We start from the raw sequence: 25892 nt of genomic DNA on the forward strand, positions 1-25892 counted from the left end.
ATCATCTGTCGATACAGGAGACGGCCGTGAAGCACCAAACCCTTGACCAAATCAACGCCGTTGCCGACGTTCAGGCCGAAGCACCGGCTCTCATCGCCAACCGGGGCCAGCGCCTTGAGCGCTGGGCGCAACTTCTCGAACAAAGCCCCAGCCGCCGCCTCACGGCGTTGGCGGGCACCGAATACGCTCCACCCGACGTGCGTGAAAGAATGCGCACCGACGGATCGGCGATCACCGTCGCATTCGAAGATCCGATCTTCCGTGCGCAGGGCCTGCAGGATGACTCGTATGGCGAAGCCAAGCGCTTCTTCGAGATGAGCGACTGGCAACTGCATGAGGTTGTCTGCCATTGTCATGTCGGCGCCAACATGCCGGCGCGCTGGGCGGCGTCGCGCGTGCGCGCGGCGGTCTCTCCGGGTGCGGGCATCCTTGCGTGGCTGAGAGCTGTGTTCATGCACTAGGCGTGCACCTACGCACCGGGGCGTTGGTTCGAGATCTTGATAGGAGTAACGGAGATCTGGCGAGTTCTCCGCCCTCCTTGCGTTAGCGGTCGATCTCGCCGAAGACGATGTCGAGCGAACCGATGATCGCCGCGACATCCGCCACCATGTGCCCGCGCGACAGGAAATCGATCGCCTGCAGATGGGCGAAGGATGGCGCCCGTATCTTGCAGCGATAGGGAATGTTGCCGCCGTCGGAGACCAGATAGACGCCGAACTCGCCCTTCGGCGCCTCAACCGCGGCGTAGACCTCGCCACGCGGCACGCGGTGTCCTTCGGTATAAAGCTTGAAATGATGGATGGTCGCTTCCATGGAGCGCTTCATGGTGGCGCGCGGCGGCGGTGTGATCTTCTGATTGGCAACCGCGACCGGACCCTGGCCGTCGGCTGAGCGCAGCTTCTGCAGGCACTGCCGCATGATGCTCACCGACTGGCGCATCTCTTCCATGCGTACCAGATAGCGGTCGTAGCAGTCGCCGTTCTTGCCGACCGGGATATCGAACTCCATCTCGGGATAGCATTCATAGGGCTGCGCCTTGCGCAGGTCCCAGGCGGCGCCCGAGCCGCGCACCATGGGCCCGGAGAAACCCAACGCCCATGCGTCATCGAGCGAGATCGCGCCGACATCGACGTTGCGCTGCTTGAAGATGCGGTTGTCGGTAAGCAGCCCTTCGAGATTGTCGCAGACCTTCAGGAACGGATCGCAGAAATTCCAGATGTCGTCGAGCAGCTCTTCCGGCAGATCCTGGTGCACGCCGCCGACGCGGAAATAATTGGCGTGCATGCGGGCGCCAGATGCGCGTTCATAAAACACCATCAGCTTCTCGCGTTCGGCGAAGCCCCAGAGCGGCGGGGTCAGGGCGCCGATATCCATGGCCTGCGTGGTGACGTTGAGAAGATGCGACAGCAGCCGCCCGATCTCGCAGAACAATACGCGGATGAGTTGCCCCCGCCGCGGAACCGATATTTCCAGCAGCTTTTCGGCGGCAAGGCAGAAGGCATGCTCCTGGTTCATCGGCGCGACATAGTCGAGCCGGTCGAAATAGGGCAGGGCCTGCAGGTAGTTCTTGTATTCGATCAGCTTCTCGGTGCCGCGATGGAGCAGGCCGATATGCGGGTCGGCGCGTTCGACGATCTCGCCGTCCAATTCCAGCACCAGCCGCAGCACGCCATGCGCGGACGGGTGCTGCGGCCCGAAATTCAGGGTGAAGTTGCGGACTGCGGCTTCGGTCATGGCGACCTCCGCAAGAGTGAGGATCGAAGGCGACGGCGGCCGTTCGGCCGGGTCATGCCCCTAAAGCGCGTCGCGATCTTTCAGGTTCGCTCCCTGCGCTTTAGGTTCTTGATTCTACGCATGTCCTTGGTCCCGAAACCGGTTCCCACTTTCGGGAGACATGCTTTAGGTCAGGCCGTCGTCTGGATGATCAGCGTCAGCGTGCCGTCACCGTCGATGTTGGCTGCGACGACCTGCGAGGAATTCAGCCCGTTCGCATGCAGGACCGACGTCGCCTCGGGCGAGGCATCGACCGAGCTCTGCAGCTTGGCCAGCTCCTTGGCAGTCGTCCTGGTGACTATGGCCTCCGCCTGCGCCTTCACTTCCGAAGGCAGGTCCTCCATCGCCACCACGACGATGTTGGTGACGTTCTGGGCGGCATCGTCCTGGCCTGGTTGTGGTTGGCCGGGCTGCGGCTGGCCGGACTGCGGCTGGTGTGGAATGGGCTCCTGAGCAGGAGGCGGGGCTTGCGGCGGCTGCGGATCGGCGCGTTGAGCAGAAGCGGGCTGCGCCAATGCCATTGCCGACAGCGTCAGGACTATCGTCAAGGTGCGCATCATCTTTCCTTTCGATCTCGAAATCTGACGACACAACCCCGGGGCCGGGTGATGGTTCCAGGAAAGCCGCGACAGCGGCGACTTAGAGCAATTCCAGGAAAAGTGTGAGCGGTTTTCCGTCCGGCATTGCTTCAAAAACAAAGATAGAGCGGTTCGCCGTTTCCGTAAAACGGTGAAACGCTCTAAGAGACGCGCATCGTCCGGAAGGTGACGGAGTAGCGGTGTTGCGCGACAGGCGGGATGGAGTGTTCCCACTCGTTTCGCGACGGGCCGGCCATGAGATAGACCGACCTGGGCTCGACGTCGATCGTTGCCCGGTCCCATGCCGCGCCGCTCTTGCGGCGCAGCCGGAAACTGCAGGGCGCCAGCAGGGAGACGCCGGCGACCAGCTCGAAATGCGGCTTGTCGCGATGCCAGCCTATGCCGGCGCCCGGGCGATATTCGTTGATGAGCACCTGCGCGAATTCGCTCGCCGCGACGCCCGCGAATTCGGCGACCTTGGCGCGCAGCGGCAGCAGGAAGTCCGGAATGGGCGGCGCTTCGAGCACCTGGCGACGCTCATAGTCATAGCGCAGGCCGAAGCCGACGACCTGCCTGTTGGCAAGATAGCCATGAAAATCGAACGGCTTGAAAGGCAGGCCGCGGATATGGCCGACCAATGCGTGCTCTTCGTCACGGGTGATCAGTTCCGGCTTGTAGGAGAAGCCTTCGGGCGGGCTTGCGGGCAGCGAGGGCGCACCAAAGAGATCGCCCTGGCGGGCGCTCTCCCTGGTCGGGCGTTTGGCTGATGACATGCGGCTCAGATAGGCGATCGGAGCACGTGTGCAAGGCCGCTCACGGCCCGCGGAACCTGGAAGATGCGTGAAGGGTTAGGATGGAAGCAGGATGCCGGCCATGCCTTCCACCGCAATCCAGAACATTCACTACGATACGTCGCGGCGAGTCCTTTCGGTATGGTTCGTTCCGAGCGGCGACCGCTACGACTATGAGGATGTGGAACCCGAGATCTACATGGCCTTCAAGGCAGCTTTCTCAAAAGGCCAATTCTTCAACGAGTTCGTGCGCGATCGCTTCAGATACCGCCTCGTAGGACGTGGGCGCGGCATTGAGTGCCAGGGCGCCGCGTCTTCACGCCGCGGCGTCGTCAGCCCGTCTTGGGCGCGAGGATACACATCACGTGCTCGGCAATCGCCAGGCTGGCAGTCAGGCCGGGGCTTTCGATGCCGAACAAATTGACGAGGCCGTCGATGCCATGCGTTGCGGCATCCTGGATGACGAAATCGCTGTTGGCGTCGCCTGGGCCGGAGAGCTTCGGCCGGATGCCGCTATAGGCCGCCTGCAGGCTGCCATCGGGCAGATCGGGCCAATATTTGCGGATCGCGGCATAGAAGCGCTCACCGCGCGCCGGATCGATGCGATAGTCGATCGTGTCCGTCCACTCGACGTCCGGTCCGAAGCGTGCGGCGCCTGCAAGATCGAGCGTAAGATGGACGCCGAGCCCGCCGGGCTCAGGCACGGGATAAATAAGATGTGAAAAGGGTGCGCGCCCGGCAACCGAGAAATAATTGCCCTTGGCGTAGCGAAGCGCCGGCAGGAATTGCCGACCAAATCCTTCCAGCGAGCCTGCCAAGGCGACGGCGCCCAGGCCGGCCGCATTGATAAGGCGCGGCGCGGCGATCTCGAACTGCTCGCCGCTCGCCGCGTCCATCGTCCGCACCACGATCCTGCCCGGCTCGACGCGGCCCGAGACGATGCGGGTGTTGAGCGACAGCGTCGCGCCGTGCTCCTCGGCGTCGCCGAGCAGGCCGAGCATGAGCGCGTGGCTGTCGATGATGCCAGTGGACGGCGAAAGCAGCGCCATGGTGCAGTGAAGCGCCGGCTCCAGGGCTTGCGCTTCGGCGGCGGAGACGAAGCGCAAATCGTCGACGCCGCAGGCAGCGGCGCCAGCCTGGATCGTGGCGAGCACGGGGTCCTGGGCCTCGTCGGTCGCGACGATCAGCTTGCCTGCGCGGCGATGCGGGATCGCGCGTTCCGCACAGTACCGATACAGCATGTCGCGGCCAGCGACGCAGAGCCGGGCCTTCAGCGACCCTTGCGGATAATAGATCCCGGCATGGATGACTTCCGAATTGCGCGAGCTCGTCTCGGTGCCGATGGCATCCGCGGCTTCGAGGACAAGCGTGTCGAGACCTTTGGCGGCCAATGCGCGCGCGACCGCCAGACCAATCACGCCTGCGCCCGCGATAATGCAGTCGACTTGTTCCATTGCTAACCCTGCTGCGCCATCAGTTCCGCGACTGTCGCGGCTTGTTGGCGCTATCGATACCGGCTTCGCGGCTCTTGCGACCAGCCTTCGCGATGAGGCATCAGCCGTGACAATGCAACGCGGAACTTTCGGATTTCACAACGAGGAAGCTCGTCCTATTTCCGCTTTGGACCCCCAAGACAGGACCCCACCATGATGGACGCCAGACCGAATTCCCCCGAAGCCCGCGATATCCGCTACCACATGCACGGCTACACCAACGCGCGCAAGCACCAGGAAACCGGTCCGCTGGTCATCGAAAAGGGCGATGGCGTCTATGTCGAGGACATTGCCGGCAATCGCTACATCGAGGCGATGGCGGGCTTATGGAGCGTCGCCGTCGGCTTCTCGGAAAAGCGGCTGGTCGAAGCCGCGGCAAGACAGATGTCGAAGCTGCCCTTTTACCACGACTTCGGCTCGAAGGCGCACGCGCCGCTGATCGACCTGGCCGAGAAGCTGGTGCAGATGGCGCCGGTGCCGATGAGCAAGGCCTATTTCACCAATTCCGGTTCCGAGGCCAACGATACCGCGATCAAGATGATCTGGTACCGCTCGAACGCGCTCGGACAGCCGGCGCGCAAGAAGATCATCAGCCGCAAGCGCGGCTATCATGGCGTCACCATCGCCTCGGCGAGCCTGACCGGTCTGCCGAACAACCATCTCTCCTTCGATCTGCCGATCGCCAACATCCTGCACACGTCGACGCCGCATCACTGGCGCGACGCGGAGCCCGGCGAAAGCGAGGAACAGTTTTCCGCCCGGCTCGCCGACGAGCTGGAAAAGCTCATCCTTGGGGAGGGGCCTGAAACGATTGCCGCCTTCATCGGCGAGCCGATCATGGGTGCCGGCGGCGTCGTCGTCCCGCCCGCCGGCTATTGGGAGAAAATCCAGGCGGTGCTGTCTAAGTATGACATCCTGCTGGTGGCCGACGAGGTGATCTGCGGTTTTGGCCGCACCGGCGAGATGTTCGGCTCGCAGACCTTCGGCATCAAGCCAGATATCATGGTGCTGTCGAAGCAGATTTCCTCCTCCTATCTACCGATCTCGGCGCTGCTCATCAATGACAAGGTGTTCGAGCCGATCGCCGACGAGAGCAACCGCATCGGAACTTTCGGTCACGGCTTCACCGGCGGCGGTCATCCGGTCGCCGCGGCGGTCGCGCTGGAGAACATCAAGCTGATCGAGGAGCGCGACCTCGTCGGCAATGCGCGCAAGGTCGGCGCGCATTTGCAGGCAAGGCTGCGCAAGCTCGCCTCGCATCCGCTGGTGGGTGAGGTGCGCGGCGTCGGCCTCATCGCCGCCGTCGAGCTCGTCGCCGACAAGGCGACCAAGGCGCCCTGGGGCAAGCCGGCGGCGCTCAGCGCGCTGGTCAACGGCTTCCTGCAGCAGAATGGCGTGATCTCGCGCAACATGGGCGATGCCATCGCCTTCTGTCCGCCTCTGATCATCACCGAGACCCAGATCGACGTGCTGGTCGATGCGTTCGAGCGGTCGCTCGCCGCCGCCCTGCCGCAGATTCATCCGCAGGGCTGAAGGGACGCTCGGCGCCCTATGTCTTGGCGTCCTTTTCCGCTGCTGACCGGCAAGCTGCCTATGCGCGTCTCGCCGTCGGTATCCATAATCTGTTCGATCCATGGAAAAATTGTTCGGCGGCGAGCCCTCCAAGGGTCGACGGTTCCTTCTAAGACGGGTCGGAGTCTATAAAAATTATAGACATTGGACCCTGGTCGTCGACATACCGAGAAAGTGCCACAGCATGCCCAATCCAACCGTTGTCGGTTTCTCCGGAAATTTCACCCGGCCGTCGAAGACGCGCGGCTTCGTCGAGCACGTCGTCAGGGATATCGCGGTCCGTAACAATCTGTCGGCGAGCACCTATGACATCGAAGATGTCGGCGCCTCGCTCGGCAGCGCCAAATGGGCGCGAGATCTCGATCAAAAGGGCCGCGACGTCCTTGACAAGGTCGTCAATGCCGATGTGCTGGTGGTCGGATCACCGACCTACAAGGGCAGCTATACGGGCCTGTTCAAGCACTTCTTCGACCTGCTCGACCCGTCGGCGCTGAGAGGCAAGCCGGTGCTGCTGCTTGCCACGGGCGGCGGCGAACGGCACGCGCTGATCGTCGAGCACCAGCTTCGGCCGCTGTTCGGCTTCTTCGAGGCGCTTGCCTTGCCGACGGGGGTTTACGCGACGGACAAGGATTTCGCCGATGGCGTTCTCGTGTCCGATCCGATCCGCAAACGCGCCGCGCAGGCGGTCGAGGAAGCAGGATACGCGCTGTTGCGTCGCGCGGGCGGTCAGCGGGTTGCGGCCGAATAGCCGAGGCCTCTGGCCGCGCGACGTTTCCCGACGGGTGAGGCATGGCCGATACGCCATCGGGCCAGCCGGCAGGCGATACGATTATCGCGCCGGTTTCAAGCGTAGCCGAGATGTCGGGCGAAATTGGACGGCTGATATTGCCGGTTGCAATACCGCGAGACGCTCGTTGGACAGGGCTCGCTTAAGGACAAATCTATATCCCGACCAGTTCGATGCGCCTCAATCGCGACTTAAAGCGCGTCGCGATCCTTCGGATTCGCTCCATGCGCTTTGGTCTTTGATTTGCGCATGTCTTTATCCCGAAGCCAGTTCCCACTTTCGGGAGACATGCTTCAGTTCCATCGCGATAGTCGGAAGCGGCTGATATCCGCGAGGAAATCAAACGCTTACCTACATTAGGGCTTGCTGGTATAAGAGGGTTTCGTCAAGGCTGGTTTGTCCACGTCGAAAATTTCAGCTGAGACACTGTCGACATTTGACGATTTGGTGCGCCGAGTAGGCAGGACCTGGTTGAGGGTGTGCGATGACAGAAGTCTCGATACGCCGCGCAGACTTCATGATGGTCCTCGCTTATGCCTCGGATCTCGCGACAGGCCATTCCCGCGACTTCGCGCTGAAATCCTGCGTGCTGGCAATGCGGATCGCCGAGCTTGCTGGCGTTTCGGAGCAGGTTCGGCGCAATGCCTATCACCAGTCCATGCTGCGTTATGTCGGCTGCAACGCGGACACCGACCTTCTCTCGGGTCTCTTCGGCGACGAAATCGCGCTTCGCCAGGACCTTGTCGGTCTCGACATGGGTCACCGTGCGGAACTGGGCAGGGTCTTCGTGCAGGCTTTCAAGCGGTTCTATTATGATCTCGCGCCTGACGCGCAGGCCAAGGCGGTCGAGGCCGCGATGTCGCAGGCGCTCGCCGTGGCGCGCCCGGTTCTGACAGCCCATTGCGAGGTGGCGCAGCGGATCGGCGAACGCCTCGGTCTCTCCGACGAAATCCGGCGCAATCTCGGACAGATCTACGAGCGCTGGGACGGCAAGGGCCTGCCGCGTGGACTGAGCGGCGAGGAGGTCCTGCCCGCCGTGCGCCTGATCACACTGGCGCAGGATGCGATCGCGCTCAGTGATGCCGTCGGCATCGACGGGATGGCCGAGACCATCGCCAGTCGTGCCGACGGCCCGTACGAGGCCGATCTGGCCCGGCTCGTCTCAGCCAACGCCGCGATGCTGATGCGGGGTATCGGCGCCACGATCGACCGCGAGACGATTCTAGCGCTGGAGCCGGATCCGCCGGTGACGCTGGACGAAGGGGCTTGCGACGAGGCGTTCCTCGCCATCGCCGACATGATCGACATGCGCATGCCATTCACGCAGGGCCATTCGCGGATGGTGTCGGAGCTGGCCGCGGGCGCTGGAGCAAGGATCGGTCTGCCCGCCGCCGATGTTCGCGCGCTGCGCTGGTCGGGCTGCATCCATGACATCGGAGAGCTCGTGGTGCCTGTGGCGACTTGGATGCGCAACGGCCCGCTATCGGTGCGCGAGCGCGACGCCGCGCAACTGCATGCCTATTACGGCGAGCGGGCGCTGGCTTCCTTCGGCCATGACGGCGATGCGATGGGCGCGCTCGTGCTGCGTCACCACGAACGCCTGGACGGTTCGGGATATCACCGCAAGGTCGGCGGCTCCGACCTCTCCCCGGCGGCGAGGATATTGGCCGCTGCCGAAGCCTTTCAAACGTCACGCGAGGAACGTGCGCACCGCAAGGCGCTGTCCAGCGAAGCGGCGGCGGCACAGCTGCGCGCGGCTGTTCGTGACGGCTGTATCTACCCCGACGCTGCCGAAGCCGTTTTGTCATTCGCCGGGCAGCAGTCGCGCCGGGCCTTGCCGCAGGCGCTGGCCGGCATGACGCCGCGCGAATCGAGGTGCTGCGCCTGATCGCCGCTGGGCTTACCGCGAAGGAAGTGGCTCGGAAGCTGGATATCTCGCCCAAGACCGCGGACCATCACATCCAGGCGGTCTACGCCAAGATCGGCGTGGGCACCCGTGGCGCAGCCGCGCTCTACGCGGTCGAGCATGGCCTTGTCCGGCCGGGCGAAATGCCGGCTAGGGAATTCACCCCATGTGCGCCCGCTGCAAGGCGCGCATCGTGCTCCTGTCGACGGACCAATGGTGGCCGCGACCGACAGGAGGAAATCCGATGCTTCTCGCAACGACCAAGGTGGCGGACGTCGACCACTTTATCCGCATCTTTTCAACCAAGGGCGCCGACAAGCGCCGACTGCACGGCTCAAACGGCGCAACCGTGTTCCGCGACCCGAGCGAACCGGACCGCGTCTGGGCGATCTTCGACTGGGACGCCGAGGGCTGGAAGAATTTCGTGTCGGATCCGGAGGTGCCGGCGATCCTTCAGGAAGCCGGCCATGTCGGCAAGCCGCAGGCGGCACTGCTGCTCGGCCGCTACGAGGCCTGAGGTCCACGCCGCGCGTCGCCTGCCGTCGGCGGCGGCGCGTCCGGCAAAATCTAGACATGAAACCGGTAATCGGAGACTTCAAATGGATCCGAAACCCATCAAGATCGGCCTCATCGCCGAACTGACAGGCCCATTGTCTTTCATGGGCATCGCAAACGCGAACCTCACCACGATGCTCGTCACGATATCAATGCCAAAGGCGGCCTGCTCGGCCGGCCGGCGGAACTCGTCATCGAGGATGGCGAGACTACCGACAGTGTCGCCATGGCAAAGGCCGCGAAACTGGTCGATGCCGACAAGGTCGATGTGGTCGTCGGCGGTATCTACAGTTCGACCCGCCTGGCGATCAAAAGCGAGGCGGTCACGCGGGGCAGGACGCTCTACATCTATACCGAGCAGTATGAAGGACACGAAAATGATCCCCTGATCTTCTGCACGGGCCCCGTGCCCGCGCAGCAGGTCGACCCGCTGATCCCATGGCTGATGAAGAGCACCGGGGCGAAGCGGTTCTATCTGCCGTCGGCCGACTACATTTGGCCGCATCTGCTCAACAAGGCCGCCAGTCGGGCGGTGCACGCCAATGGCGGCGAGATCGTCGGCGAGGAGTATTTCCCGCTCGACACCGTCGATTTCCGGCGGACGGTGCAGCAGATCATGGCAAGCGGCACCGACGTGGTTTTCAACACCATTGTCCCGCCGGGCCTGACGCCATTCCTCGAAGAACTGCACAAGGCCGGTTTCGGCAAACGCGGCGGCAGAATCGTCTGCACTTACTTCGACGAGAACTTCTTCAATCTGGTGCCGTCCGAGCAGATCGAGGGCCTCTACAGCTGCCTCGACTACTACTAGGAACTCGACGAACCGTTCGGCCGCGCGCTCTTGCGCCGCTATAGCGAGCGGTTCCCAGGCGGCGCCACCTTGACCGCGGGCAGCGGGTGCACCGGACATTACCGGGCAATCAAGATGTGGGAAGCTGCGGTAAAGGAAGCAGGCAGTGTCGAGCGAGATGCGGTTATACAGGCGCTCGATCACGTGCGGATCGGCGAAGGCCCGGGCGGTCCGGCCGAGATGGTTCCCGGACAACACCATGTTCGCATGAACATGTACATCGCGCAGGCACAGAGCGGTCGATTCCGGATCGTCAAGAATCTGGGTGCGATCGATCCCGACGAGCAAGTGCTCAGCGGCTTTCAATTCAGGAACGCACGGTGACTTGAAGCGCCGATCGCTGATGCTTCTGGCGGGGGCAGCCACATGGTGCCCTCGCCATCTCCGTCGCGCTGACAAGGTGGTCGGACCCCAGCGGGACCTGACCGCCTGCATGTCGCGGCCGGCGACCTTATCTCCCGCCGCTCTCTCTCATCCGCGCGATGATCTCGGCCATCAGCGCAAGGTCGCGCCGTGAGTCCGCCAGGTCGGTGAGCGGCTTGGTGCCCTCCATGATGTGGCGATGGAATGTCTCCAGCTCGTTGGAGAAGGCATCGCCATAGAGCGGTCCGAAGGCCTTCGTCACTGGGCCGAGCGGCCCGGCCTCCGTCACCTCCAGGCGCGTCGGCAGGCTGCGGATATAGGGCGTGTCGTAGATGATCCGTACCCGTTTGGTGTTGGAGCGAACCTCGATCATGGCATCGAACAGGCCGAGATCGTCGACCACCGCGTCATAGAGGCAGGCGAAGTGGCCGTAATCGAAGGTGACGCTGGTGTTGGCGCCGCCATTGGTGTGGTGCGCCGCCACCACCCGCTGTGGCTCGCCAATCAAGCCACGCATGGCCGAGATGTGGTGCGAGGAGAGCGCGGTCAGGCCTCGATAGGCGCGCACGAGCTCGGCCGAGGCGTCTTTTCCGACCACCTCGCGGATCAGCGCGTCGCGCTCCTCGGCACCGCGCGAAAGGATCGCCGGGTCGATGTCCCGCGGATAGAGGATGTTCTGGCTCTTCTTCAGGAAATGCCGGCCTTCCGAGATCAGGTCGAAAATGCGCACATGGGTGATGTCTCCGTGTGCCGGCAACTCGTCTCGCGCCGCCAGATAGGCCGGCGCGTAGCGGCGCATATAGCCGATGAAGATTGTCTTTTCGTAGTCCCTGCTCAGCGCCATCAGCTCGTCGATCTCGCGCACCGTCAGACAGGCGGGCTTTTCGAGCAGGACATGCTTGTTGGCTGTAATCGCGGCGCGGACGAAGCGGCTGTGCGTGTCGTCCGATGAGAGCACGAAGACCGCGTCGATATCCGGCGAATTGATCAGCGCCTCGGCGCTTTCATAGGCCTTGGCGGTTGGGTATTGCGAGGTGATGAGTTTCACCAGGCTCGGTGAAACGTCATGGGCGCCAGCGATGACCCAGCGGTCGCGCTGGTCGGCCAACACCCGCAGATGGATCGATTGCGCGACCTCTCCAAGACCCACAAGCCCGACACGGATCAGCGCCACGGCGAACTCCTTCGCTAGTTTGTTTCAAATTCCATGCGCGGCGCGGCTGTCACGCCGCGCCGGTCACCAGCGCCACGAGCTCGTTGCCGGTGGTTTCGGACGAGCGCACCGTCGCCACCATCTTGCCGGCGCGCATCACCCAGATCTGGTCGGAGAGCCGTCGCACCTGATCAAAATTGTGGCTGATCAGGATAACGCTTACGCCTTGCTCGCGCAGCTTACGGATAAGGGCCTCGACATTTGCCGTTTCCTGCACGCCAAGCGCCGCCGTCGGCTCGTCCATAACCACCAGCTTGGCGCCCGACCCCGCCGCGCGGCAGATCGAGATCGCCTGCCTCTGGCCGCCCGAGAGACGCCGGACGCGCTGGGTCACCGACGGCACGTTGATCGACAGCCGCGACAGCATGGCGCGCGCCTCGTCTTTCATCGCCTTGCGGTCGAGCAGGGCGAACGGGCCGATGCGGCGCACGATCTCACGGTTGAGGAAAAGGTTCTGCGCCACCGTCAATTCGTCGATCAGCGCCAGGTTCTGGTGCACGGTCTCGATGCCCGATTTGCGCGCCTCGTCCGGATTGGAGAACGGGTGCTGGCGGCCGTCGAAATAGATCGTGCCCCCGTCGGGCACATGCACGCCGACCAGGCAACGGATGAGAGTCGACTTGCCGGCGCCATTGTCGCCGATCACCGCGGTGACCTCACCTCGCCGGGCTTGAAACCCGACATCGGTGAAGGCGCGGATGCCGCCGAAATGCTTGCTCAGTCCCTGGCAGGCGAGGATCGCCTCGGAAGGCGCGATGTGATTGACGGTGCTCATTTCTGATATCGCATGATCAGCGCCGCCAGGACCACGATCACGCCTACGGCAAGTGGTTGATAGAAGGCCGAGACGCTGAGCAGCGTCAGCCCGTTGACGAGGGCCGTCAGCATCAGCGCGCCGATGGCGGGTCCCAGGATGCTGGCGCGGCCGCCGAACAGGCTGACGCCGCCCAGCACCACGGCCGCCACGGAGTTCAGGAGCAGGCTCGTGTTGATCTGCGGCTCGGCCGAGCCGATGCGCGCCACCAGAAGGATCGACGCGATGCCGGCGCAGAAGCCGGAGATCGTATAGGCGGCGATCTTGACCCGGTTCGTGCGAATGCCGAGCGCGCTGGCGCTCTCTGCCTGGCCGCCGGTGGCAAGCAGATGCACGCCGAACCGCGTGTGGTAGAGCGCAACATGCGCGACAAGGACGGCCGCGATCGCCACCCAGACCGGATAGCCGAACGGCCCGAGATAGCCTGACGCGAGCTTGAGCAGGAACGTCGAGCCCACCATGGTCGGCTCGCCGCCGGACAGGATGAGGCCAAGACCAGTAATACCGGAGAGCGTGCCGAGCGTCACGACGAAATCGGGAATACGCCCGGCGGTGATCAGCACGCCGTTGATGAAGCCGATGGCGCTGGTGGCGAGCACCGCGAGCACACAGGCGGCGAAGATGCCGAGACCCGCCGCATTGACCAGGCCGAGGATGACCGCGCCAAGCATGACGGAGGCTGCGAGCGAGAGGTCAATGCCGGACGTGGCGACAACGAAGGTCTGACCGATCGACAGCACCACCAGGATCGCGGCGGCAAGCAGGATCGCCTGCATGTTGGCGACGCTGAGGAAGACTGGCGAGGTGACGCCGAACAGGATGACGAGACCGACCAGGCCGACGACAGATGCCCAGTCGGCCCAGAAGGAAGGATCGATGAGGAGAGCCGCCAGGGAGGGACGGCTCTCCTCGTGGACGCCCGCCTGTCGGGAGGCGGGCGCGTTGTCGGCTGGAAGGCTCACTTCAGCATCTCGCGCAAGGGATCCGGATAGTCGCCGCCTGGACGCGGGAAGTTCTTCAGCGAGGCTTCCGCATTGTCCTTGTTGATGAGGAGCACCGGCGCAGGCACGTTGGCGGGGAGTTCCTTACCCATTGCGGCAAGCTTGCACGCCTCGACGCCCATTGCGCCGACCACATAGGGGTATTGCGCGACGGTGGCCGTGAGTTCGCCGGCGGCGACCGATTTCAGAGCGTCGACAATGCCGTCGAGGCCGATCACCTTGACGTCCTTGCCGGACGTCTGCACGGCTCGCTCGACGCCGAGCGCCATGATGTCGTTGGCGGCAAAGAAGCCGGCGAGATCCGGATGCGCGGCCAGGATGTCGGTGGCAGCAGTCAGCGCCTTCTCGCGATCCCAGTCGGCGCTCACCATAACCACCACTTCCAGCTTGCCCTCGACCGCCTGCTTGAAGCCCTTGATGCGGGCGTTCGAGCCGACGTCGCCGACGATACCGGCAATCAGCGCCACCTTGGAGCCTTTCGGCACCAGCTTCAGCATCTCCTCGCCGGCCAGCGCGCCGGCGGCGACGTTGTCGGTGCCGATATAGGTCGAGACGGCGAAGCCCGCGGCCTTGGCCTGTTCGGCATCGATGGTCGAGTCGATGTTGACGATCGGCTTCTTCTTCTGGGCGACCGGCACCAGCGCCTGCACCAGGTTGGAGACGCTGATCGGATTGACCAGGTAGCAATCGTAATCCTGCAGGGCCATGGCTGTCAGCTTGTCGGCCTGCCCCGTCGCATCGCCCATATTGGCGGCCGCCTGCACGGTGACACCAACGCCGTCGGCCTTGGCCTGTTCCTCGATGCCCTTCTGCATGGTCTGGAAGAACGGATTGTCGAGGCCTTTGACGATCGCCGCGACCTTGGCGTCTTCGGCTTGCGCGGGCACGGCAAGCGGCGTGGCAAGCAGCCCAGCGCCGAGCGCCAGGCAATTGAACATGCGCATATATCTTCCTCCTCCGGATTTTTGATTGTCGGCTCGTTGTTCTGCGAACGGCATGGCTGACGAAACACACGCGAGCCCGGGGCTTGCGTTGGAAAGACAAGCTGGTGCGCGCACAAGGCGCCCGGTTCGGGTTTCTTTCATATCAGGCGTTGCTCCTCCCAGAGCGCTGATGATATCACATCAGCGTTATCGCATGTTTGGAAATAATTTTACGTACGTCAAGAATTAAAATGGAGCACAGTGCATTTTAATGGGCTCGGCGTCTGTGACGTGCCGCCATTGTGTCTTTAGCAGACGGGGCTCCGAAGACCACGCTTGCGCTCGACCAAAGCGATCGAACCGGCGATCATCGACGACCACACGGTCCGCTGTTCGGAAATGGCTGCTCGTGGCTCGCCGGCTATTTCGCCTGGGGGAGCGACGGCTCCGTCTCGTCCATCATCTGTTTGACGGCATCGGCTGACCTGCGCATCTCCGCTTCGTCCATGGCCCAACCGGCGAAGCGTTCCAAAAGGGCGGCGAACGTCACAAGGTCCTGCTCATTCCACTGCGTCAGCGATCCAGCAAAAATCCGCCATTTGGTCTGGCGCACCGCCGTCACGAGGCGCTCGCTCTTGGCGGTGAGCTTGAGGCAAATTCGCCGGGCATCGAGCTGCGATGCGACGCGGAAGGCGTAACCGCGCTCGACGAGATCCGCGGAGATGCGACTGGCACGGGAGGGATCGATTCCCATGCGCTCGGCGATGACGCCGACCGTCACCTCGTCCTGCGGGGTGTCGCTGGCGACCGCGCTGAGCGCGATGATCGCATCGAGATGACTCAATTCCAGCGAGGGGTCGATGCGGGCCAGGATCAAACGGCCGAAGTCCCGGCGCTGGACCGAGCGGCGCACCTTGCTCATCACCGCATCGATGGCCGCCACAGCCCCGGCTGCCGCTTCGGACAGGCCATGGCCGCGCGCCAGATCGGCGAGATCCTGATCGCCTCGCGTCTGGCACAGGTTGGAAAATCGGTCCGGCTTGCCCGGCTCGGCATCGTTGCTCATCCCGCAGCGCGCTAGCAAAAATATATGCCGATGTCAATTGTATGCTAAATAGCATATATTTGACGTTGACATACATCTGCTGTGAGCACATAAACCGCGCCCTAGCCCTTGGAGATACGCGATGAGCCTTGACTCAACTCTTCCGGATGCGCCGCCCGTGGAGGCCGAAGCCAGGCCCGCTCTTACAACATTGATCGTCTATTGCGGTGCGCTGGTTGCCATGTTCATGGCCACCATCGACATGCAGATTGTCGTCACCGCCTTGCCCACCATTGCCGGAGAGCTCGGCAACCTGCATCTGTTTGGCTGGGTGGGTGCCGCCTATCTGCTCTCTACCGCCGCGGTCTCGCCGTTCTACGGCAAGCTTGGCGATATGTATGGTCGCAAGAATGTCGTCCTGACGGCCATCGGCCTGTTTGTGCTGGGCTCGCTGGTCTGCGGCATGGCATGGTCGATGGAGAGCCTGATCGCCGCTCGCGTGCTCCAGGGCATCGGCGGCGGCGGCCTGATGGTTTCCGCCTTCGCCATGATCGGCGAATTGTTCTCGCCGCGCGACCGCGCCAAGTACCAGGGTTACAGTTCGGCGGTGTTCGCGCTGTCCTCGGTGCTCGGCCCGTTGGCCGGCGGCTACATCACCAGCCTGTTCGGCTGGCGCTGGGTCTTCCTGGTCAATCTGCCGATCGGTATTATCGTTATGGCGGTGCTGGCATTCGCCATGCGCAGCCGCTTCAACGAGAAGAAGCACCATGTCGACTATCTCGGCGGCGCACTGCTGGCCATCGGCACGACGGCCATCGTCTATTGGGGCTATCATGTGCTTGATCCCTCTGGGCCGGACACATTCACCTTCGTGCTGCCGCTGCTTGCGCTGGTCGCAATCATCTTGTTCATCATGGTCGAACGGCGGGGCGGGGAGCCGATTGTGCCTTTGCGGCTCTTCGCCATCTCGACGGTCAGCATCGTCTCGGGCGTCTCGCTGGTTGCCGGAACGGTGACGCTGGGCATGTTCTTCTATTTCGCCCTCTATATGCAGACGCTGACGGGTCTCAGCCCTGCCGAAGTCGGCTTCCTGTTCCTGCCGGCCTCGCTGACGTCGATGGTCATCTCGATCGTCGCCGGACGGGTCATTGCCGCAACCGGACGCTACAAATGGATGCCGGTGGTGGCGATGGGCATGGGTGGCCTGCTGATGATAGGCTTTGTCTTCACCGGCCAGCACACGCCGATCTGGGTGCTGGCGGCGATGATGGCTGCATTCGGCATCTCGATGGGCCTGCAGTTCCAGGTGCTGATCGTGGCGATCCAGGCAGCCGCACCCTTGCAGGACATCGGAGCGGTGACCTCGCTGATCACGCAGGCGCGCACGCTTGGCGCATCGCTGGGCCTGGCGCTGAACGGCGCGGTGATGATCTGGGCCTTGAACCGGCAGACCGCGCAGCTTCCCGCTGACGCCGCCGCCTTGCTGCCGCAGGGCTTGAACGGGCTCACCCCGCACATCGCTTCGAGCCTGCCCGCCGCGATCCGCGAGGTGGTGCTCGATCATTACTCCAGCGGCTTCAACGTGATGTTCATCTGGGTGGCGGCGCTCTACTTCGTCGCCATGGGGCTGACGCTGCTGCTGGAGAACAGGGAGATCCCGAAGCGGGCCTGAGCCGCCGAGCCGGACGGAACTCGGACAGATTGAAGTCGCGTCAGCGCCTTCCCGATTTCAATTGAAATCATCCGGCTCTGGCGCCGGCCGCTCCGCCGGCCCGGTCGCCTGTCTCCTGGTCCTGCACCATCGAAAGCGCCGTGCCCGGCTCGCCTTCCCACAGGATAAGGCTGGCAGCGCCCACCAGTCCGGCGCGGTCGCCGAGCTCGGCCGGCACGATCGGCACGTCGCGATAGGCCTGCATTGCCCGCTCCTCGATCGTTGCCCTGATCCCCGGGGCCAGCAGGTCGAAGCCGTTGGCGAGTCCGCCGCCCATGACGATCACCTCGGGCGAATAGAGATGCAGAAGGTTGGTAAAGCCGATGCCGAGCCATTTCGCCTCCGCCTCGACCAGGTCGCGCGCCGCCGCGTCGCCTGTCCGCGCGGCTTCGATGACATGCCGGGCCGAGACGTCGCCGTCATTGGAGAGCCGCCGCAACTGCGAGCCGTCGCCGGGCGCGGTGAGCCGCGTCGCCCGGCGCCCGAGAGCGGTGCCCGAAGCGACGGCCTCGAAGCAGCCGACATTGCCGCAGAAGCAGCGATCGCCTTCTCCGGTGATCGTCATGTGGCCGATCTCGGCCGCCAGGCCGCGCCTGCCGTGATAGATGTGACCGTCGGCGATCACGCCGCCGCCGATGCCGGTCGACACGGTGACGAAGACCAGCGAGCCGGCGCCGCGTCCGGCGCCGAAGCGCCATTCGCCGAGCGCTGCCGCATTGGCATCGTTCTCCAACCGCACCGGCAGGCCGAACTGCCGGCTCAAAATGTCGATCATCGGCACGTTGTGCCAGCCGGAGAGCGTCGGCGGTCCGATGACGATGCCTGCCTTGGGATCGAGCGGACCCGGCGCGCAGGCGCCGATGCCGATCACTTTGGCCTGCGGGTGGTCGTCCAGCAGTTTGTCGGCGAGCGCGATGATCCGGCCGATGACCGCCTCGGATCCTGCTTCGGTCATCGTCGGTTCCGAGACGCGCGCTACAACCTCGCCGCCGCGCCCGATCAGCGCGCCACGCAGCTCCGTGCCGCCGAGGTCGAAGGCTAGCGCAAGCGTGCTCATCAGGCGGCGGCCTTCAGTCCGTGCAGCCAGGCCATGCGCCGCGCGAGGTCGGGATCGCCAAAGGCGAGCGAGCCCAGCACCACAGTGTCTGCGCCTGCGGCGCGCAGCAGCGGCACCGTCTCGTGGCGTATGCCGCCATCGGCGGCAAGGATGATGTCGGCCTCGCGGCCGGCCTGTCGCATCAGCGCGCGCGCCTCGACCAGCCGCGGGCAGGCCTTTTCGGACAGGCTCTGCCCCTTGACGCCGATCGAGGTGCCGAGCAGCGTCACGAAGGCGACGTCAGGCAGGAACGGCTCGATAGCGTCGACCGGCGTTTCTAGCCGCAGCACCACGCCCGCCTCGGCGCCGAGCTCATGCGCCAGTTTCACCGCGCGCAACCCGGCCTCGCCGTTTTCGGCGTGGATGGTGACGAGGTCGGCGCCGGCCTCGATGAACTGGCGCGTCTGCGCCTCGACGATTTCCGCCTCGACCATCAGATGCACATGGATCGGTTTGGCGGTCAGCCTGGCGATGCGTGCCACCAGATCCGGGAAGAACAGGAAGCCGGGGGTGAAGCGGGCGTCCGCCACGTCGATGTGGTGCAGGTCGGCATGGGCTTCGATCCGCTTCAGGTCGCGCTCCATGTTGGCGAGATCCGCCGACCAAAGCGAGAATTCGCCGATGAGCCGGTTGCGCGGCAGCGCGGCTATGGCCGCGGGTCCGGAGAGAAGTTTGGCGATCATGACGGAATGAGGCTCCGGGCTTTCGAGTGGGAATGAAGGAAGAAGTTGATCTGCTCATGCAGCTCGGCGAAATGCTTCGCGCTGTCGCGCGCCTTGGGCGTTACTTTCGTGAAGGTCGCGCCGGGTATTGCCGCAGCCAGTGCATGGGCAGTCGACAATGGGTGCACGGCATCGATTTCGTTGCCGATGACCAGCGCCGGAATGTCGAGCGCGGCAGCGTCGCGTTCCGAAACGCCGGGTCCATCGCCGGCGATGTCGGCAAGCACCCGCGCGAAGGCTTTGGCGTCGGGCCGGTCGAAATAGCCATGCAGCGAAGCGAGATTGTCAGGCGCGTCGCGGTAGAGCCGCGTGGCGGTCTCGGATTGCGCGAAGATCCTCCTTGCCTCGTCGGCGCTATGTTCGAGGATGAGCTCGGCGACCTCGGCGATCGGCTGCATGTTCTGCGGCGCTGGCGAGAACGTCCATGCCGGCCGCACCAGGATGAGGCCAGCGACGCGCTCCGGATGACGGCAGGCGAGACGAAGCGCAATTCCTGCGCCCATCGAGATGCCGCCGGCAACGAAGCGGTCGAGGCCGGCCCGGTCGGCCGCGGCAAGCACATCGTCGGCGAACATTTCGAACGAGAACGGTCGCCGTTCACCGAAGCCTGAGCCGCCATGGCCGCGGCATTCCAGCGTGAGGCGGCGGAAGCCGGTGGGGCAAGTCTGGGCGACCTGCGCCTCACCGCCGCCGAGCCCGTGCTGGAACACCACCGCCGGGCCTTCGCCCCTGTCGGTGCGGAGCAGCGTCGCGCCGTCGCGAAGAAGCGCAATCTGGCCCGCCATCACACCAGCTCCTTGAGAAAACGCGCGACGCCCGGCGCCTCCCTGGCCGAGAGCCCATGCGTCACCAGCGGCCCGTCGAAGCCTGTGGCTTTCAGCCGGGCGATGAAGTCGGCGAAGTCGACGACGCCCTGTCCGGCCGTGGCAAAGCGGCCGTCGGCGAAGCGGTCCTTGGCATGCGCCAAAGAGACATGGCCAGCCACGCACTCGACCGCTTCGGCAACGATGGAGCGTGCCTGTTCGGCATTCGCCCGCTCGAACAGATTGGCTGGATCGAGCACGATGCGCAGCCGCTTCGAGCCCATCTCGCCGATCAGTCGTATCGCGTCTTCAGCCGATGTGACGATGTTGGCTTGTTCCGGCTCGATGCCGAGATCGATGCCGTGGCGCTCGGCAAGCCGAAGCGCCTTTTCCATCTCGCGCGCCATGTCGGCCCAGGCCGTGGGATCGGAATTGTCGGGATGGTACGCCCACTGATCCTCGGCGTTGCGCGTCCCGGTGCAGAGCGTGACGAGCGGGATCGAAAGCCTGGCCGCGGTTTCGATGACAACCGCCAGCCGTCGCAGTCCGTCCTGGCGCATCCGGCTGTCCGGATGCGCCATGTTGTATGTGCCGGAGAGAGCGACGAGACTGATTCCGGTCGCCTTGGCAGCGGCACCGACAGTGTCGATCGCCGCGTCCGGAACCGCGTCCGGCATCGACGGCAGGCCGGCGCAGGCGAGGTTGAACTGCGTGGCCGCGAAGCCCGCATCACGGACAGCGGCAAGCACGCCGGTCGGCTCGCTGCCCGGGAAAGTCTTGGCGAACACGCCGACCTGCATCAGACCGCTCCCGTCACGCTGGCGAGCGCGACGCGCTCGCCGCTCTCAACCGAGCGGGCGATCGCTACCATGGCGCGTATCGAGGCGAGCCCATCCTCGACCGTGGCGCCGCGCTGCGGCGCGCCGTTGAGCACCGTGTCGGCGAGGCCTTCCAACTGGCGACGGAAGAAATGGCCGTCGGCGCCGAGCGGCTTGCGCGAGGTCGCGTCCTTCTCGTGGAAGATGTCGACCTCGCTGGCGCGGAAATACCAGGGATTGAAAGTCTTCGCGATCACCGAGCCGTTCTGGCCATAGAGCTGGAAGCCTTCGTGCCAGTCCATGCGCACGGCGACGGTGAGGTCGAGATGGCCGAGCGCGCCATTGGCGAATTCGGTCTCGACGAACCAGCAATAGGCGCCGAAGCGCTCGTTGAGGCGGGCACGAACGGCGGTGATCTCGCCGCACAGGAAGCGGGCCGTGTCGACGAGATGCGAGCCATGCGCCAGCATGAAGTACTGCCGCAGGTCCGCCTTCGGATTGCCGCCCGGCTTCTTCGCCAGCTTGCTTGTGATAGGCAGCGGCTGCACCGCGTCGGTGTTGGTATAGCGATGGGTGGAATCGCAATACCAAGCCTTGAGCGCCAGGATCTCGCCCATCTCGTCGCGCACGAAATCGCGCGCCGCTTCCAGCGCCGGGTCGAAGCGCTTCATGTGCCCGACCTGCAGCACCTTGCCCGAGCGTTTGACCGCTTCGGAAAGCTTTTCGCCTTCCTCGACCGAGACGCCGATCGGCTTTTCGCACAGCACATGCTTGCCCGCTTCCAGCGCCTTGATCGACATCGGCACGTGATAGGCGTCCGATGTGGCGACAATCACCGCCTCGAGCTCCGGATCGGCGAGCATCTCGTCATAGTCGCCATACATCTTGCGCGGCTCGTAGGTGGCGCCCATCCGCGCCAGCAGATCGGGCGCCGCATCGCAGATCGCGTAGAGATCGGCGTTGCTTGCCTTCACGCAGGATTCCAGATGCGCGAATTGCGCGATCGGCCCGCAGCCGAGCACACCGACACGAAGGCGACGGTCTTGCTTGTGGATCATCGTCTCACGCCCCGTAGCCGCGCATGGTCTGGCGGTTGGTCTTGACCGCGCCGGCCGGATCGGCGGCGGCAGTCTCGGATTCCTCCTCAAGCACCAGCCAGCCGTTGAAGTTGGGGGCAGCACTTGCGATCTCGATCACCTTTGCCGTGTCGCAGACGCCCTTGCCAAGCATAGCCCAGGTGCCGTTCGCATCGACGTCCTTCAGATGCACGTAGCGGATGCGGTCGCGATAGGTCGTGAGCGTGTCGGCCATGTCCTTGTGGCCGCGCAATATGTGCCCCGTGTCCGGCACCCAGCCGACCAGCGAAGCGTCGATCAACCCAAAGATGCTGTCATAGTCGGCGCGGTCGAACAGCAGCGTGTTGTGGTGCGAGCTCGGATGCACCGCGACCTGGACGCCGGCCTTGCGGCCGAGCTCGCCGGCACGGTTGTAGACTTCCGCCGCGATGGCAAACTTGTCCTCGCGCGGACCGTCCGACATGACCGTCGCCGAGCCCATCGACACCAGCGTGCCCGGAAAGGCGGCGGCGAAGTCGATCCAGCGCTTGGCTGTGTCGAGGTCCTCGCCGATTTTCTCTTTGAGCGTAAAGCCGCTTTTCGAACCGAAGGCGAAGGAGACGAGCGTGAGGCCGGACGCCTTCAGCGCGGCGGCGAATTCGGCCGGCTTGCCGGCATAGCGGCCGATCATCGTGTCGGTGATCTCGATGCCAGCATAGCCGCCGTCGGCGATCGCCTTGATGAGATCATCGGGGCCGCCGGTGAACCGGTCTCCCAGCATTTCCCAGGTGAAGGTCTGGCAACCGACTTTGAGGTCTCTCACGTTCATCCTTTCATTCCTTGGTTCTCTGCGGGACGTGCCTATTTGACCGAGCCCGCGGTCATGCCGGCGAGGAAGAACCTCTGGGCAATGAGGTAGATCAACAAGAGCGGCAACGAGCCGAGCACGCTCATCGCCATCATCTGGTTCCATTCGAAAGCGTGCTGCCCCATCAAAAGCTGGATGCCGATGGGGACGGTGCGCATGGAGGTCGACTTCGTCAGGGTCAGCGCGAAGAGGAATTCGTTCCAGCACAACAGGAAAGTATAGACAGAGGTCGCCACGATGCCAGGCAACGAGATCGGCACGATCACCCGCCAGAGCGCTGTCCAACTGGTGCCGCCGTCGACGGCGACAGCTTCGTCGAGATCGCGGGGCAAGGTGTTCAGATAGCCCGTCATCAAAAGGATCGCGTAGGGCAGGGTGAAGACCAGATAGGTCAGGATCAGCGCGATATAGGTGTCGAAGATGCGATACGAGACGACGAGCCCGAAGAAGGGGATCAGAAGCGTGATCGGCGGGATGGTCTGCGTGCTGATGATGAGGGTGTTCAGGCTGCCCTTGCCACGGAAATTGAAGCGGCTGAACCCGTAGGCCGCCAGCAAGGCGATCAGCACCGTCAGCACAGTCACCACGAAGGCCACGAAGTAGCTGTTGAAGAAGAAGCGCAGCTTGACCGGGTCGCCAAGGATCTCTGCATAGGCTTCCAGCGTGAAGGCCTTCGGCAGGATGGTCGGCGGCAGGGCGAAGATCTCGGTGTTCGATTTGAACGAGCTGCTCAGCATCCAGTAGATCGGGAAGGCCGCGAAAAACAGCCCCGCGACAAGTGCGATATGCAGCGCGACGGTGATCAGCCTGTCCTTCGTCGTGTGCCTTTTCCTCATGGTGATTACCGGGCCTTCTGATAACGGATGTAGAACAGCGTCAGGCCAAGCGAGATCAGCAGGATGACCACGGCGCTCGCCGACGCCTGGGACAGGTTGTAGCTCGAGAACGCCAGCTTGTAGGTGTAGGTGCTGAGCACCTCGGTCGAGTAGATCGGACCGCCGCCCGTCGTGATCCAGATCAACGGGAAGACCTGCATCGTCCAGATGAAATCGAGCAGCGAGATGCTGATGATGATCGGCATCAGCTGGGGAATGGTGATGAAGATCAGCTTCTGGTAGGCCTTCGCCCCGTCGATATCGGCGGCCTCGTAGAAATCCTTGGGAATGCCCTGCAGGCCCGCGAGCAGGCTGACCATGAATAGCGGGTAGCCCGCCCAGATATTGGCGAAGGTGACGGCATGCAGCGCCGTCTTGGGCGAGGAAAACCACTCGATCTTGGAGCCGATGAGACCCAGCTGCATGAGAATGCTGTTGACGACACCGTTGGGCTCGAGCAGCAGGCGCCAGATCACCGCTATGATCACCGCGGTGAAGAGCCAGGGCAGTATGTAGAGCACGCGCAGGATATTGCGCAGCGTCGGGTTGATGCGGTCGCTGTTCAGCATGAGCGCGAAGATCATGCCGATGGTCATGTGGAAAACGACGCTCATGCACGTGAAGTAGAGCGTGTGCCATAGCGAGGCCCAGAACACGGGATCGGCAAAGATCGCCTGGTAGTGTTTCAGCCCGGCAAAGGATGAGTCGCGACGCAGCACCGCGCTGTTCTGGAACGAATAGGAAATCACCGTCACCATCGGCAGCAGCATCAGCAGGCCGATGATCACCAGCGAGGGCGACAGATAGAGATAGGGTGCGACCGTTCGTTTCAGTCTGTGACGGGAGCGCTTCTGCCGGGTCATGTGCCAACCTTGGGATACGCCTTCGAGAGAAGGCGAGCTTCGCGAACACTCGCGTCGCCGGTACGTTGTTGCCGGGAGGCCTGCCCGAAGTCAGGCCTCCCGGTCGAAGATCGTGAAACAGGCCGATCAGAATTTAGCCGTCCATCCTTTCTGAGCGTTGGCCGCGGCTTGTTCCGGAGACTGCTCGCCGGCCAGCATCTTCTGGGCTTCGACGTCGAACTGGGTCATCAGGTCTTCCGCCACCGGCAGACCCGTGAACTCATTGGCGAGGTAACCGGTCTTGAAGATTTCGAAAGCCTTGCCGAAAGCCTTGTCCGAGGTCACGAAGTCCGGCTTGGCGTTGACATTGCCCGGGAAGGCGTTGGCCAGCGACACCAGATTGGCGTTGACCTTCTCGCTCATCAGATATTGGACGAGTTTCCAGGCCTCCTCCTGATGCTTCGAGCCGGCGGAGATGCCGATGCCCCATGAGGCGTAAGGAAGGCCGCGCTTGCCGTTGTAGTTCTCCACGACCGGGACCGGAATGAGGTCGAAGTTCAGCTTCGGATTGCGCTTGCGGATGAGGTTCACATGCGCGAGCGAGTCGATCATCATCCCGACGCGGTCGTTGACGAATTCCTCGACCTTTTCCTGTTCGGTCTTGGTGGCGATGCCGGGCGAGATGGTGCCCGCGTCATTGAGCGATTTGACGAAGGTGAGCATGTCCACCACCGGCTTGCCCTCGAGGGCGGGCTTGCCGTCGGCCATCATCGATTGGCCCGATGCCCAGACCCACGACATCATGTCGTTCTGGACGCCGGACGGCGACTGCAGCGACAGCGGCAGCACCCAACCATACTGGTTCTTGTCGGCATGGGTCATCTTCTTGGCGGCTTCGAGGAACTCGGCGCGGGTCGATGGCAGCTTGGTGACGCCCGCCTGGGCGGCGAGGTCAAGATTGACGAATACCGGATAGACGAAGGAAGCGACCGGGAACATCACGGCCTTGCCGTCCACCTTGATGATGTCCGCGACTTGCGTCTTGTCGAACTTGCTCGCATCCATCATCGGGTTCATGTCGGCGAGCGCGTTCTGCGCGTTAAGATTGTTCACCCAGGCGCCATCGAGGCCGACGACATCGCTCAGCGTTCCGGTCGCCGCGCCGACCGAGATCTGATCCCGCGTGGCGGCATAGGGGCCACTGACCAGCGTCACCTTGATGCCGGGATTCGCGGCCTCGAATTCGTCCATGATCTTCCGCAGCGAGCCTGCGGGCAATTCGGGCTCCCACCATTGGGCGAATTCCAGGGTCGTGTCCGCCATGGCGCTGGTTGCGCCAAGCAGCCATGCGGCCGCGGCCATCTTCAGCATGGCGGGCTTTATCCGAAATGTCATTTTCTCCTCCTTCTTTGAGATCGGCCGCACAATGCGGGCGATC

Annotated in this window: 25 protein-coding genes and 2 pseudogenes; 9 read left to right on the top strand and 18 right to left on the bottom strand. The window is 63.7% G+C overall.

Translation table 11 applies throughout. From position 1 onward, the window contains the following. Nucleotides 1–26 precede the first annotated feature (26 nt). The gene (locus EJ072_RS21920) at nt 27–461 is read left to right on the top strand and encodes a hypothetical protein (RefSeq protein ID WP_126081257.1); all 435 of its coding nucleotides are present in this window, start codon (nt 27–29) and stop codon (nt 459–461) included. 82 nt (nt 462–543) lie between these two features. Here the strand turns inward: EJ072_RS21920 and EJ072_RS21925 are convergent, their stop codons facing one another. The 3 genes from EJ072_RS21925 to EJ072_RS21935 form a co-directional block, all read right to left on the bottom strand. Next, nucleotides 544–1734 carry an NADH-quinone oxidoreductase subunit D gene (locus tag EJ072_RS21925; RefSeq protein WP_126081258.1) on the bottom strand — a complete coding sequence of 397 codons (1191 nt, stop codon included), beginning with the start codon at nt 1732–1734 and terminating at the stop codon, nt 544–546. 170 nt (nt 1735–1904) lie between these two features. After that, a complete protein-coding gene (locus tag EJ072_RS21930; protein WP_245466938.1) occupies nt 1905–2333 on the bottom strand; it encodes a hypothetical protein in 429 nt (142 codons plus the stop codon). A 179-nt stretch (nt 2334–2512) separates the two neighbouring features. Continuing rightward, nucleotides 2513–3124, bottom strand: a complete 612-nt coding sequence (locus tag EJ072_RS21935; protein ID WP_126081259.1) for an alpha-ketoglutarate-dependent dioxygenase AlkB — start codon at nt 3122–3124, stop codon at nt 2513–2515. A gap of 100 nt (nt 3125–3224) precedes the next feature. On the opposite strand from EJ072_RS21935, the gene EJ072_RS37565 reads away from it, so the two are divergent. Next, on the top strand, nt 3225–3566 hold the full coding sequence (locus EJ072_RS37565) for a KTSC domain-containing protein (RefSeq protein WP_126083711.1): 342 nt from the start codon (nt 3225–3227) through the stop codon (nt 3564–3566). Here the strand turns inward: EJ072_RS37565 and EJ072_RS21945 are convergent. Continuing rightward, nucleotides 3475–4596: an NAD(P)/FAD-dependent oxidoreductase gene (locus tag EJ072_RS21945; RefSeq protein WP_126081260.1), complete on the bottom strand. Its 1122-nt coding sequence runs from the start codon at nt 4594–4596 to the stop codon at nt 3475–3477. The genes EJ072_RS37565 and EJ072_RS21945 overlap by 92 nt on opposite strands. Before the next feature lie 195 nt (nt 4597–4791). On the opposite strand from EJ072_RS21945, the gene EJ072_RS21950 reads away from it, so the two are divergent. From EJ072_RS21950 to EJ072_RS21970, 6 genes and pseudogenes are all read left to right on the top strand, one after another. Next, nucleotides 4792–6168 carry an aspartate aminotransferase family protein gene (locus EJ072_RS21950; protein ID WP_126083712.1) on the top strand — a complete coding sequence of 459 codons (1377 nt, stop codon included), beginning with the start codon at nt 4792–4794 and terminating at the stop codon, nt 6166–6168. Between the two features lie 223 nt (nt 6169–6391). Beyond that, nucleotides 6392–6955, top strand: coding sequence for an FMN reductase (gene msuE, locus EJ072_RS21955; RefSeq protein ID WP_126081261.1), 564 nt, complete (start codon nt 6392–6394; stop codon nt 6953–6955). A gap of 523 nt (nt 6956–7478) precedes the next feature. Continuing rightward, nucleotides 7479–8882 (top strand): HD domain-containing phosphohydrolase, encoded by a 1404-nt coding sequence (locus EJ072_RS21960; protein ID WP_245466939.1) that lies wholly within the window; start codon nt 7479–7481, stop codon nt 8880–8882. Beyond that, nucleotides 8870–8953: pseudogene (locus EJ072_RS37570) on the top strand (LuxR C-terminal-related transcriptional regulator); the annotation flags it as partial. The gene EJ072_RS21960 and the pseudogene EJ072_RS37570, both read left to right, overlap by 13 nt. Nucleotides 8954–9144: 191 nt before the next feature. After that, the gene (locus EJ072_RS21965) at nt 9145–9417 is read left to right on the top strand and encodes a hypothetical protein (protein WP_126083713.1); all 273 of its coding nucleotides are present in this window, start codon (nt 9145–9147) and stop codon (nt 9415–9417) included. Nucleotides 9418–9648: 231 nt separating this feature from the next. Next, nucleotides 9649–10629: pseudogene (locus tag EJ072_RS21970) on the top strand (substrate-binding protein). Between the two features lie 127 nt (nt 10630–10756). Here EJ072_RS21970 and EJ072_RS21975 read toward each other — a convergent pair. The 5 genes from EJ072_RS21975 to EJ072_RS21995 all read right to left on the bottom strand — a co-directional run bounded on the left by EJ072_RS21975 (nt 10757) and on the right by EJ072_RS21995 (nt 15685). Further along, nucleotides 10757–11842, bottom strand: a complete 1086-nt coding sequence (locus EJ072_RS21975) for a Gfo/Idh/MocA family oxidoreductase (protein ID WP_126081262.1) — start codon at nt 11840–11842, stop codon at nt 10757–10759. 49 nt (nt 11843–11891) lie between these two features. Continuing rightward, nucleotides 11892–12656, bottom strand: coding sequence for an ATP-binding cassette domain-containing protein (locus EJ072_RS21980; protein ID WP_126081263.1), 765 nt, complete (start codon nt 12654–12656; stop codon nt 11892–11894). Beyond that, nucleotides 12653–13657 carry an ABC transporter permease gene (locus tag EJ072_RS21985; RefSeq protein ID WP_126081264.1) on the bottom strand — a complete coding sequence of 335 codons (1005 nt, stop codon included), beginning with the start codon at nt 13655–13657 and terminating at the stop codon, nt 12653–12655. The genes EJ072_RS21980 and EJ072_RS21985 overlap by 4 nt, the downstream gene beginning before the upstream one ends. Further along, the gene (locus tag EJ072_RS21990) at nt 13654–14640 is read right to left on the bottom strand and encodes a substrate-binding domain-containing protein (RefSeq protein WP_126081265.1); all 987 of its coding nucleotides are present in this window, start codon (nt 14638–14640) and stop codon (nt 13654–13656) included. Before EJ072_RS21990 ends, EJ072_RS21985 begins: the two co-directional genes overlap by 4 nt. 400 nt (nt 14641–15040) lie before the next feature. Then, nucleotides 15041–15685 (bottom strand): MarR family winged helix-turn-helix transcriptional regulator, encoded by a 645-nt coding sequence (locus EJ072_RS21995; RefSeq protein ID WP_126081266.1) that lies wholly within the window; start codon nt 15683–15685, stop codon nt 15041–15043. Nucleotides 15686–15806: 121 nt separating this feature from the next. On the opposite strand from EJ072_RS21995, the gene EJ072_RS22000 reads away from it, so the two are divergent. Next, on the top strand, nt 15807–17336 hold the full coding sequence (locus EJ072_RS22000; RefSeq protein ID WP_126081267.1) for an MDR family MFS transporter: 1530 nt from the start codon (nt 15807–15809) through the stop codon (nt 17334–17336). Nucleotides 17337–17403: 67 nt separating this feature from the next. Here EJ072_RS22000 and EJ072_RS22005 read toward each other — a convergent pair whose 3' ends face one another. The 9 genes from EJ072_RS22005 to EJ072_RS22045 all read right to left on the bottom strand — a co-directional run bounded on the left by EJ072_RS22005 (nt 17404) and on the right by EJ072_RS22045 (nt 25849). Then, nucleotides 17404–18432 carry an ROK family protein gene (locus tag EJ072_RS22005; RefSeq protein ID WP_126081268.1) on the bottom strand — a complete coding sequence of 343 codons (1029 nt, stop codon included), beginning with the start codon at nt 18430–18432 and terminating at the stop codon, nt 17404–17406. After that, entirely contained in the window at nt 18432–19154 is a 723-nt protein-coding gene (locus EJ072_RS22010) for a ribulose-phosphate 3-epimerase (protein WP_126081269.1), read from the bottom strand. Before EJ072_RS22010 ends, EJ072_RS22005 begins: the two co-directional genes overlap by 1 nt. After that, entirely contained in the window at nt 19151–19978 is an 828-nt protein-coding gene (locus EJ072_RS22015) for an alpha/beta hydrolase (protein ID WP_126081270.1), read from the bottom strand. Before EJ072_RS22015 ends, EJ072_RS22010 begins: the two co-directional genes overlap by 4 nt. Then, on the bottom strand, nt 19978–20796 hold the full coding sequence (locus EJ072_RS22020; RefSeq protein ID WP_126081271.1) for a sugar phosphate isomerase/epimerase family protein: 819 nt from the start codon (nt 20794–20796) through the stop codon (nt 19978–19980). The genes EJ072_RS22015 and EJ072_RS22020 overlap by 1 nt, the downstream gene beginning before the upstream one ends. After that, nucleotides 20796–21872: a Gfo/Idh/MocA family oxidoreductase gene (locus EJ072_RS22025; protein WP_126081272.1), complete on the bottom strand. Its 1077-nt coding sequence runs from the start codon at nt 21870–21872 to the stop codon at nt 20796–20798. Before EJ072_RS22025 ends, EJ072_RS22020 begins: the two co-directional genes overlap by 1 nt. Nucleotides 21873–21876: 4 nt before the next feature. Beyond that, complete coding sequence (locus EJ072_RS22030) at nt 21877–22698, bottom strand: sugar phosphate isomerase/epimerase (protein WP_126081273.1); 822 nt, start codon at nt 22696–22698, stop codon at nt 21877–21879. A 32-nt stretch (nt 22699–22730) separates the two neighbouring features. Next, nucleotides 22731–23573, bottom strand: a complete 843-nt coding sequence (locus EJ072_RS22035; RefSeq protein ID WP_126081274.1) for a carbohydrate ABC transporter permease — start codon at nt 23571–23573, stop codon at nt 22731–22733. A gap of 5 nt (nt 23574–23578) precedes the next feature. Beyond that, on the bottom strand, nt 23579–24475 hold the full coding sequence (locus EJ072_RS22040) for a sugar ABC transporter permease (RefSeq protein ID WP_126081275.1): 897 nt from the start codon (nt 24473–24475) through the stop codon (nt 23579–23581). A 126-nt stretch (nt 24476–24601) separates the two neighbouring features. Continuing rightward, nucleotides 24602–25849 carry a sugar ABC transporter substrate-binding protein gene (locus EJ072_RS22045; RefSeq protein ID WP_126081276.1) on the bottom strand — a complete coding sequence of 416 codons (1248 nt, stop codon included), beginning with the start codon at nt 25847–25849 and terminating at the stop codon, nt 24602–24604. Between the last annotated feature and the right edge of the window lie 43 nt (nt 25850–25892).

Origin of the sequence: Mesorhizobium sp. M2A.F.Ca.ET.046.03.2.1 (assembly GCF_003952425.1) — a bacterium.
Lineage (GTDB): Bacteria > Pseudomonadota > Alphaproteobacteria > Rhizobiales > Rhizobiaceae > Mesorhizobium.

What these genes read in the sequence shown, in the direction of transcription:
- EJ072_RS21935 (WP_126081259.1), bottom strand. Translation starts at nt 3,124, where the DNA reads ATGTCATCAGCCAAACGCCCGACCAGGGAGAGCGCCCGCCAGGGCGAT.
- EJ072_RS22000 (WP_126081267.1), top strand. Translation starts at nt 15,807, where the DNA reads ATGAGCCTTGACTCAACTCTTCCGGATGCGCCGCCCGTGGAGGCCGAA.
- EJ072_RS22005 (WP_126081268.1), bottom strand. Translation starts at nt 18,432, where the DNA reads ATGAGCACGCTTGCGCTAGCCTTCGACCTCGGCGGCACGGAGCTGCGT.
- EJ072_RS22010 (WP_126081269.1), bottom strand. Translation starts at nt 19,154, where the DNA reads ATGATCGCCAAACTTCTCTCCGGACCCGCGGCCATAGCCGCGCTGCCG.
- EJ072_RS22025 (WP_126081272.1), bottom strand. Translation starts at nt 21,872, where the DNA reads ATGATCCACAAGCAAGACCGTCGCCTTCGTGTCGGTGTGCTCGGCTGC.
- EJ072_RS21980 (WP_126081263.1), bottom strand. Translation starts at nt 12,656, where the DNA reads ATGAGCACCGTCAATCACATCGCGCCTTCCGAGGCGATCCTCGCCTGC.
- msuE (WP_126081261.1), top strand. Translation starts at nt 6,392, where the DNA reads ATGCCCAATCCAACCGTTGTCGGTTTCTCCGGAAATTTCACCCGGCCG.
- EJ072_RS37565 (WP_126083711.1), top strand. Translation starts at nt 3,225, where the DNA reads ATGCCTTCCACCGCAATCCAGAACATTCACTACGATACGTCGCGGCGA.
- EJ072_RS21990 (WP_126081265.1), bottom strand. Translation starts at nt 14,640, where the DNA reads ATGCGCATGTTCAATTGCCTGGCGCTCGGCGCTGGGCTGCTTGCCACG.
- EJ072_RS21995 (WP_126081266.1), bottom strand. Translation starts at nt 15,685, where the DNA reads ATGAGCAACGATGCCGAGCCGGGCAAGCCGGACCGATTTTCCAACCTG.
- EJ072_RS21925 (WP_126081258.1), bottom strand. Translation starts at nt 1,734, where the DNA reads ATGACCGAAGCCGCAGTCCGCAACTTCACCCTGAATTTCGGGCCGCAG.
- EJ072_RS21945 (WP_126081260.1), bottom strand. Translation starts at nt 4,596, where the DNA reads ATGGAACAAGTCGACTGCATTATCGCGGGCGCAGGCGTGATTGGTCTG.
- EJ072_RS21960 (WP_245466939.1), top strand. Translation starts at nt 7,479, where the DNA reads ATGACAGAAGTCTCGATACGCCGCGCAGACTTCATGATGGTCCTCGCT.
- EJ072_RS21950 (WP_126083712.1), top strand. Translation starts at nt 4,792, where the DNA reads ATGGACGCCAGACCGAATTCCCCCGAAGCCCGCGATATCCGCTACCAC.
- EJ072_RS22020 (WP_126081271.1), bottom strand. Translation starts at nt 20,796, where the DNA reads ATGCAGGTCGGCGTGTTCGCCAAGACTTTCCCGGGCAGCGAGCCGACC.
- EJ072_RS22040 (WP_126081275.1), bottom strand. Translation starts at nt 24,475, where the DNA reads ATGACCCGGCAGAAGCGCTCCCGTCACAGACTGAAACGAACGGTCGCA.
- EJ072_RS22045 (WP_126081276.1), bottom strand. Translation starts at nt 25,849, where the DNA reads ATGACATTTCGGATAAAGCCCGCCATGCTGAAGATGGCCGCGGCCGCA.
- EJ072_RS22035 (WP_126081274.1), bottom strand. Translation starts at nt 23,573, where the DNA reads ATGAGGAAAAGGCACACGACGAAGGACAGGCTGATCACCGTCGCGCTG.
- EJ072_RS22030 (WP_126081273.1), bottom strand. Translation starts at nt 22,698, where the DNA reads ATGAACGTGAGAGACCTCAAAGTCGGTTGCCAGACCTTCACCTGGGAA.
- EJ072_RS21965 (WP_126083713.1), top strand. Translation starts at nt 9,145, where the DNA reads ATGCTTCTCGCAACGACCAAGGTGGCGGACGTCGACCACTTTATCCGC.
- EJ072_RS22015 (WP_126081270.1), bottom strand. Translation starts at nt 19,978, where the DNA reads ATGGCGGGCCAGATTGCGCTTCTTCGCGACGGCGCGACGCTGCTCCGC.
- EJ072_RS21930 (WP_245466938.1), bottom strand. Translation starts at nt 2,333, where the DNA reads ATGATGCGCACCTTGACGATAGTCCTGACGCTGTCGGCAATGGCATTG.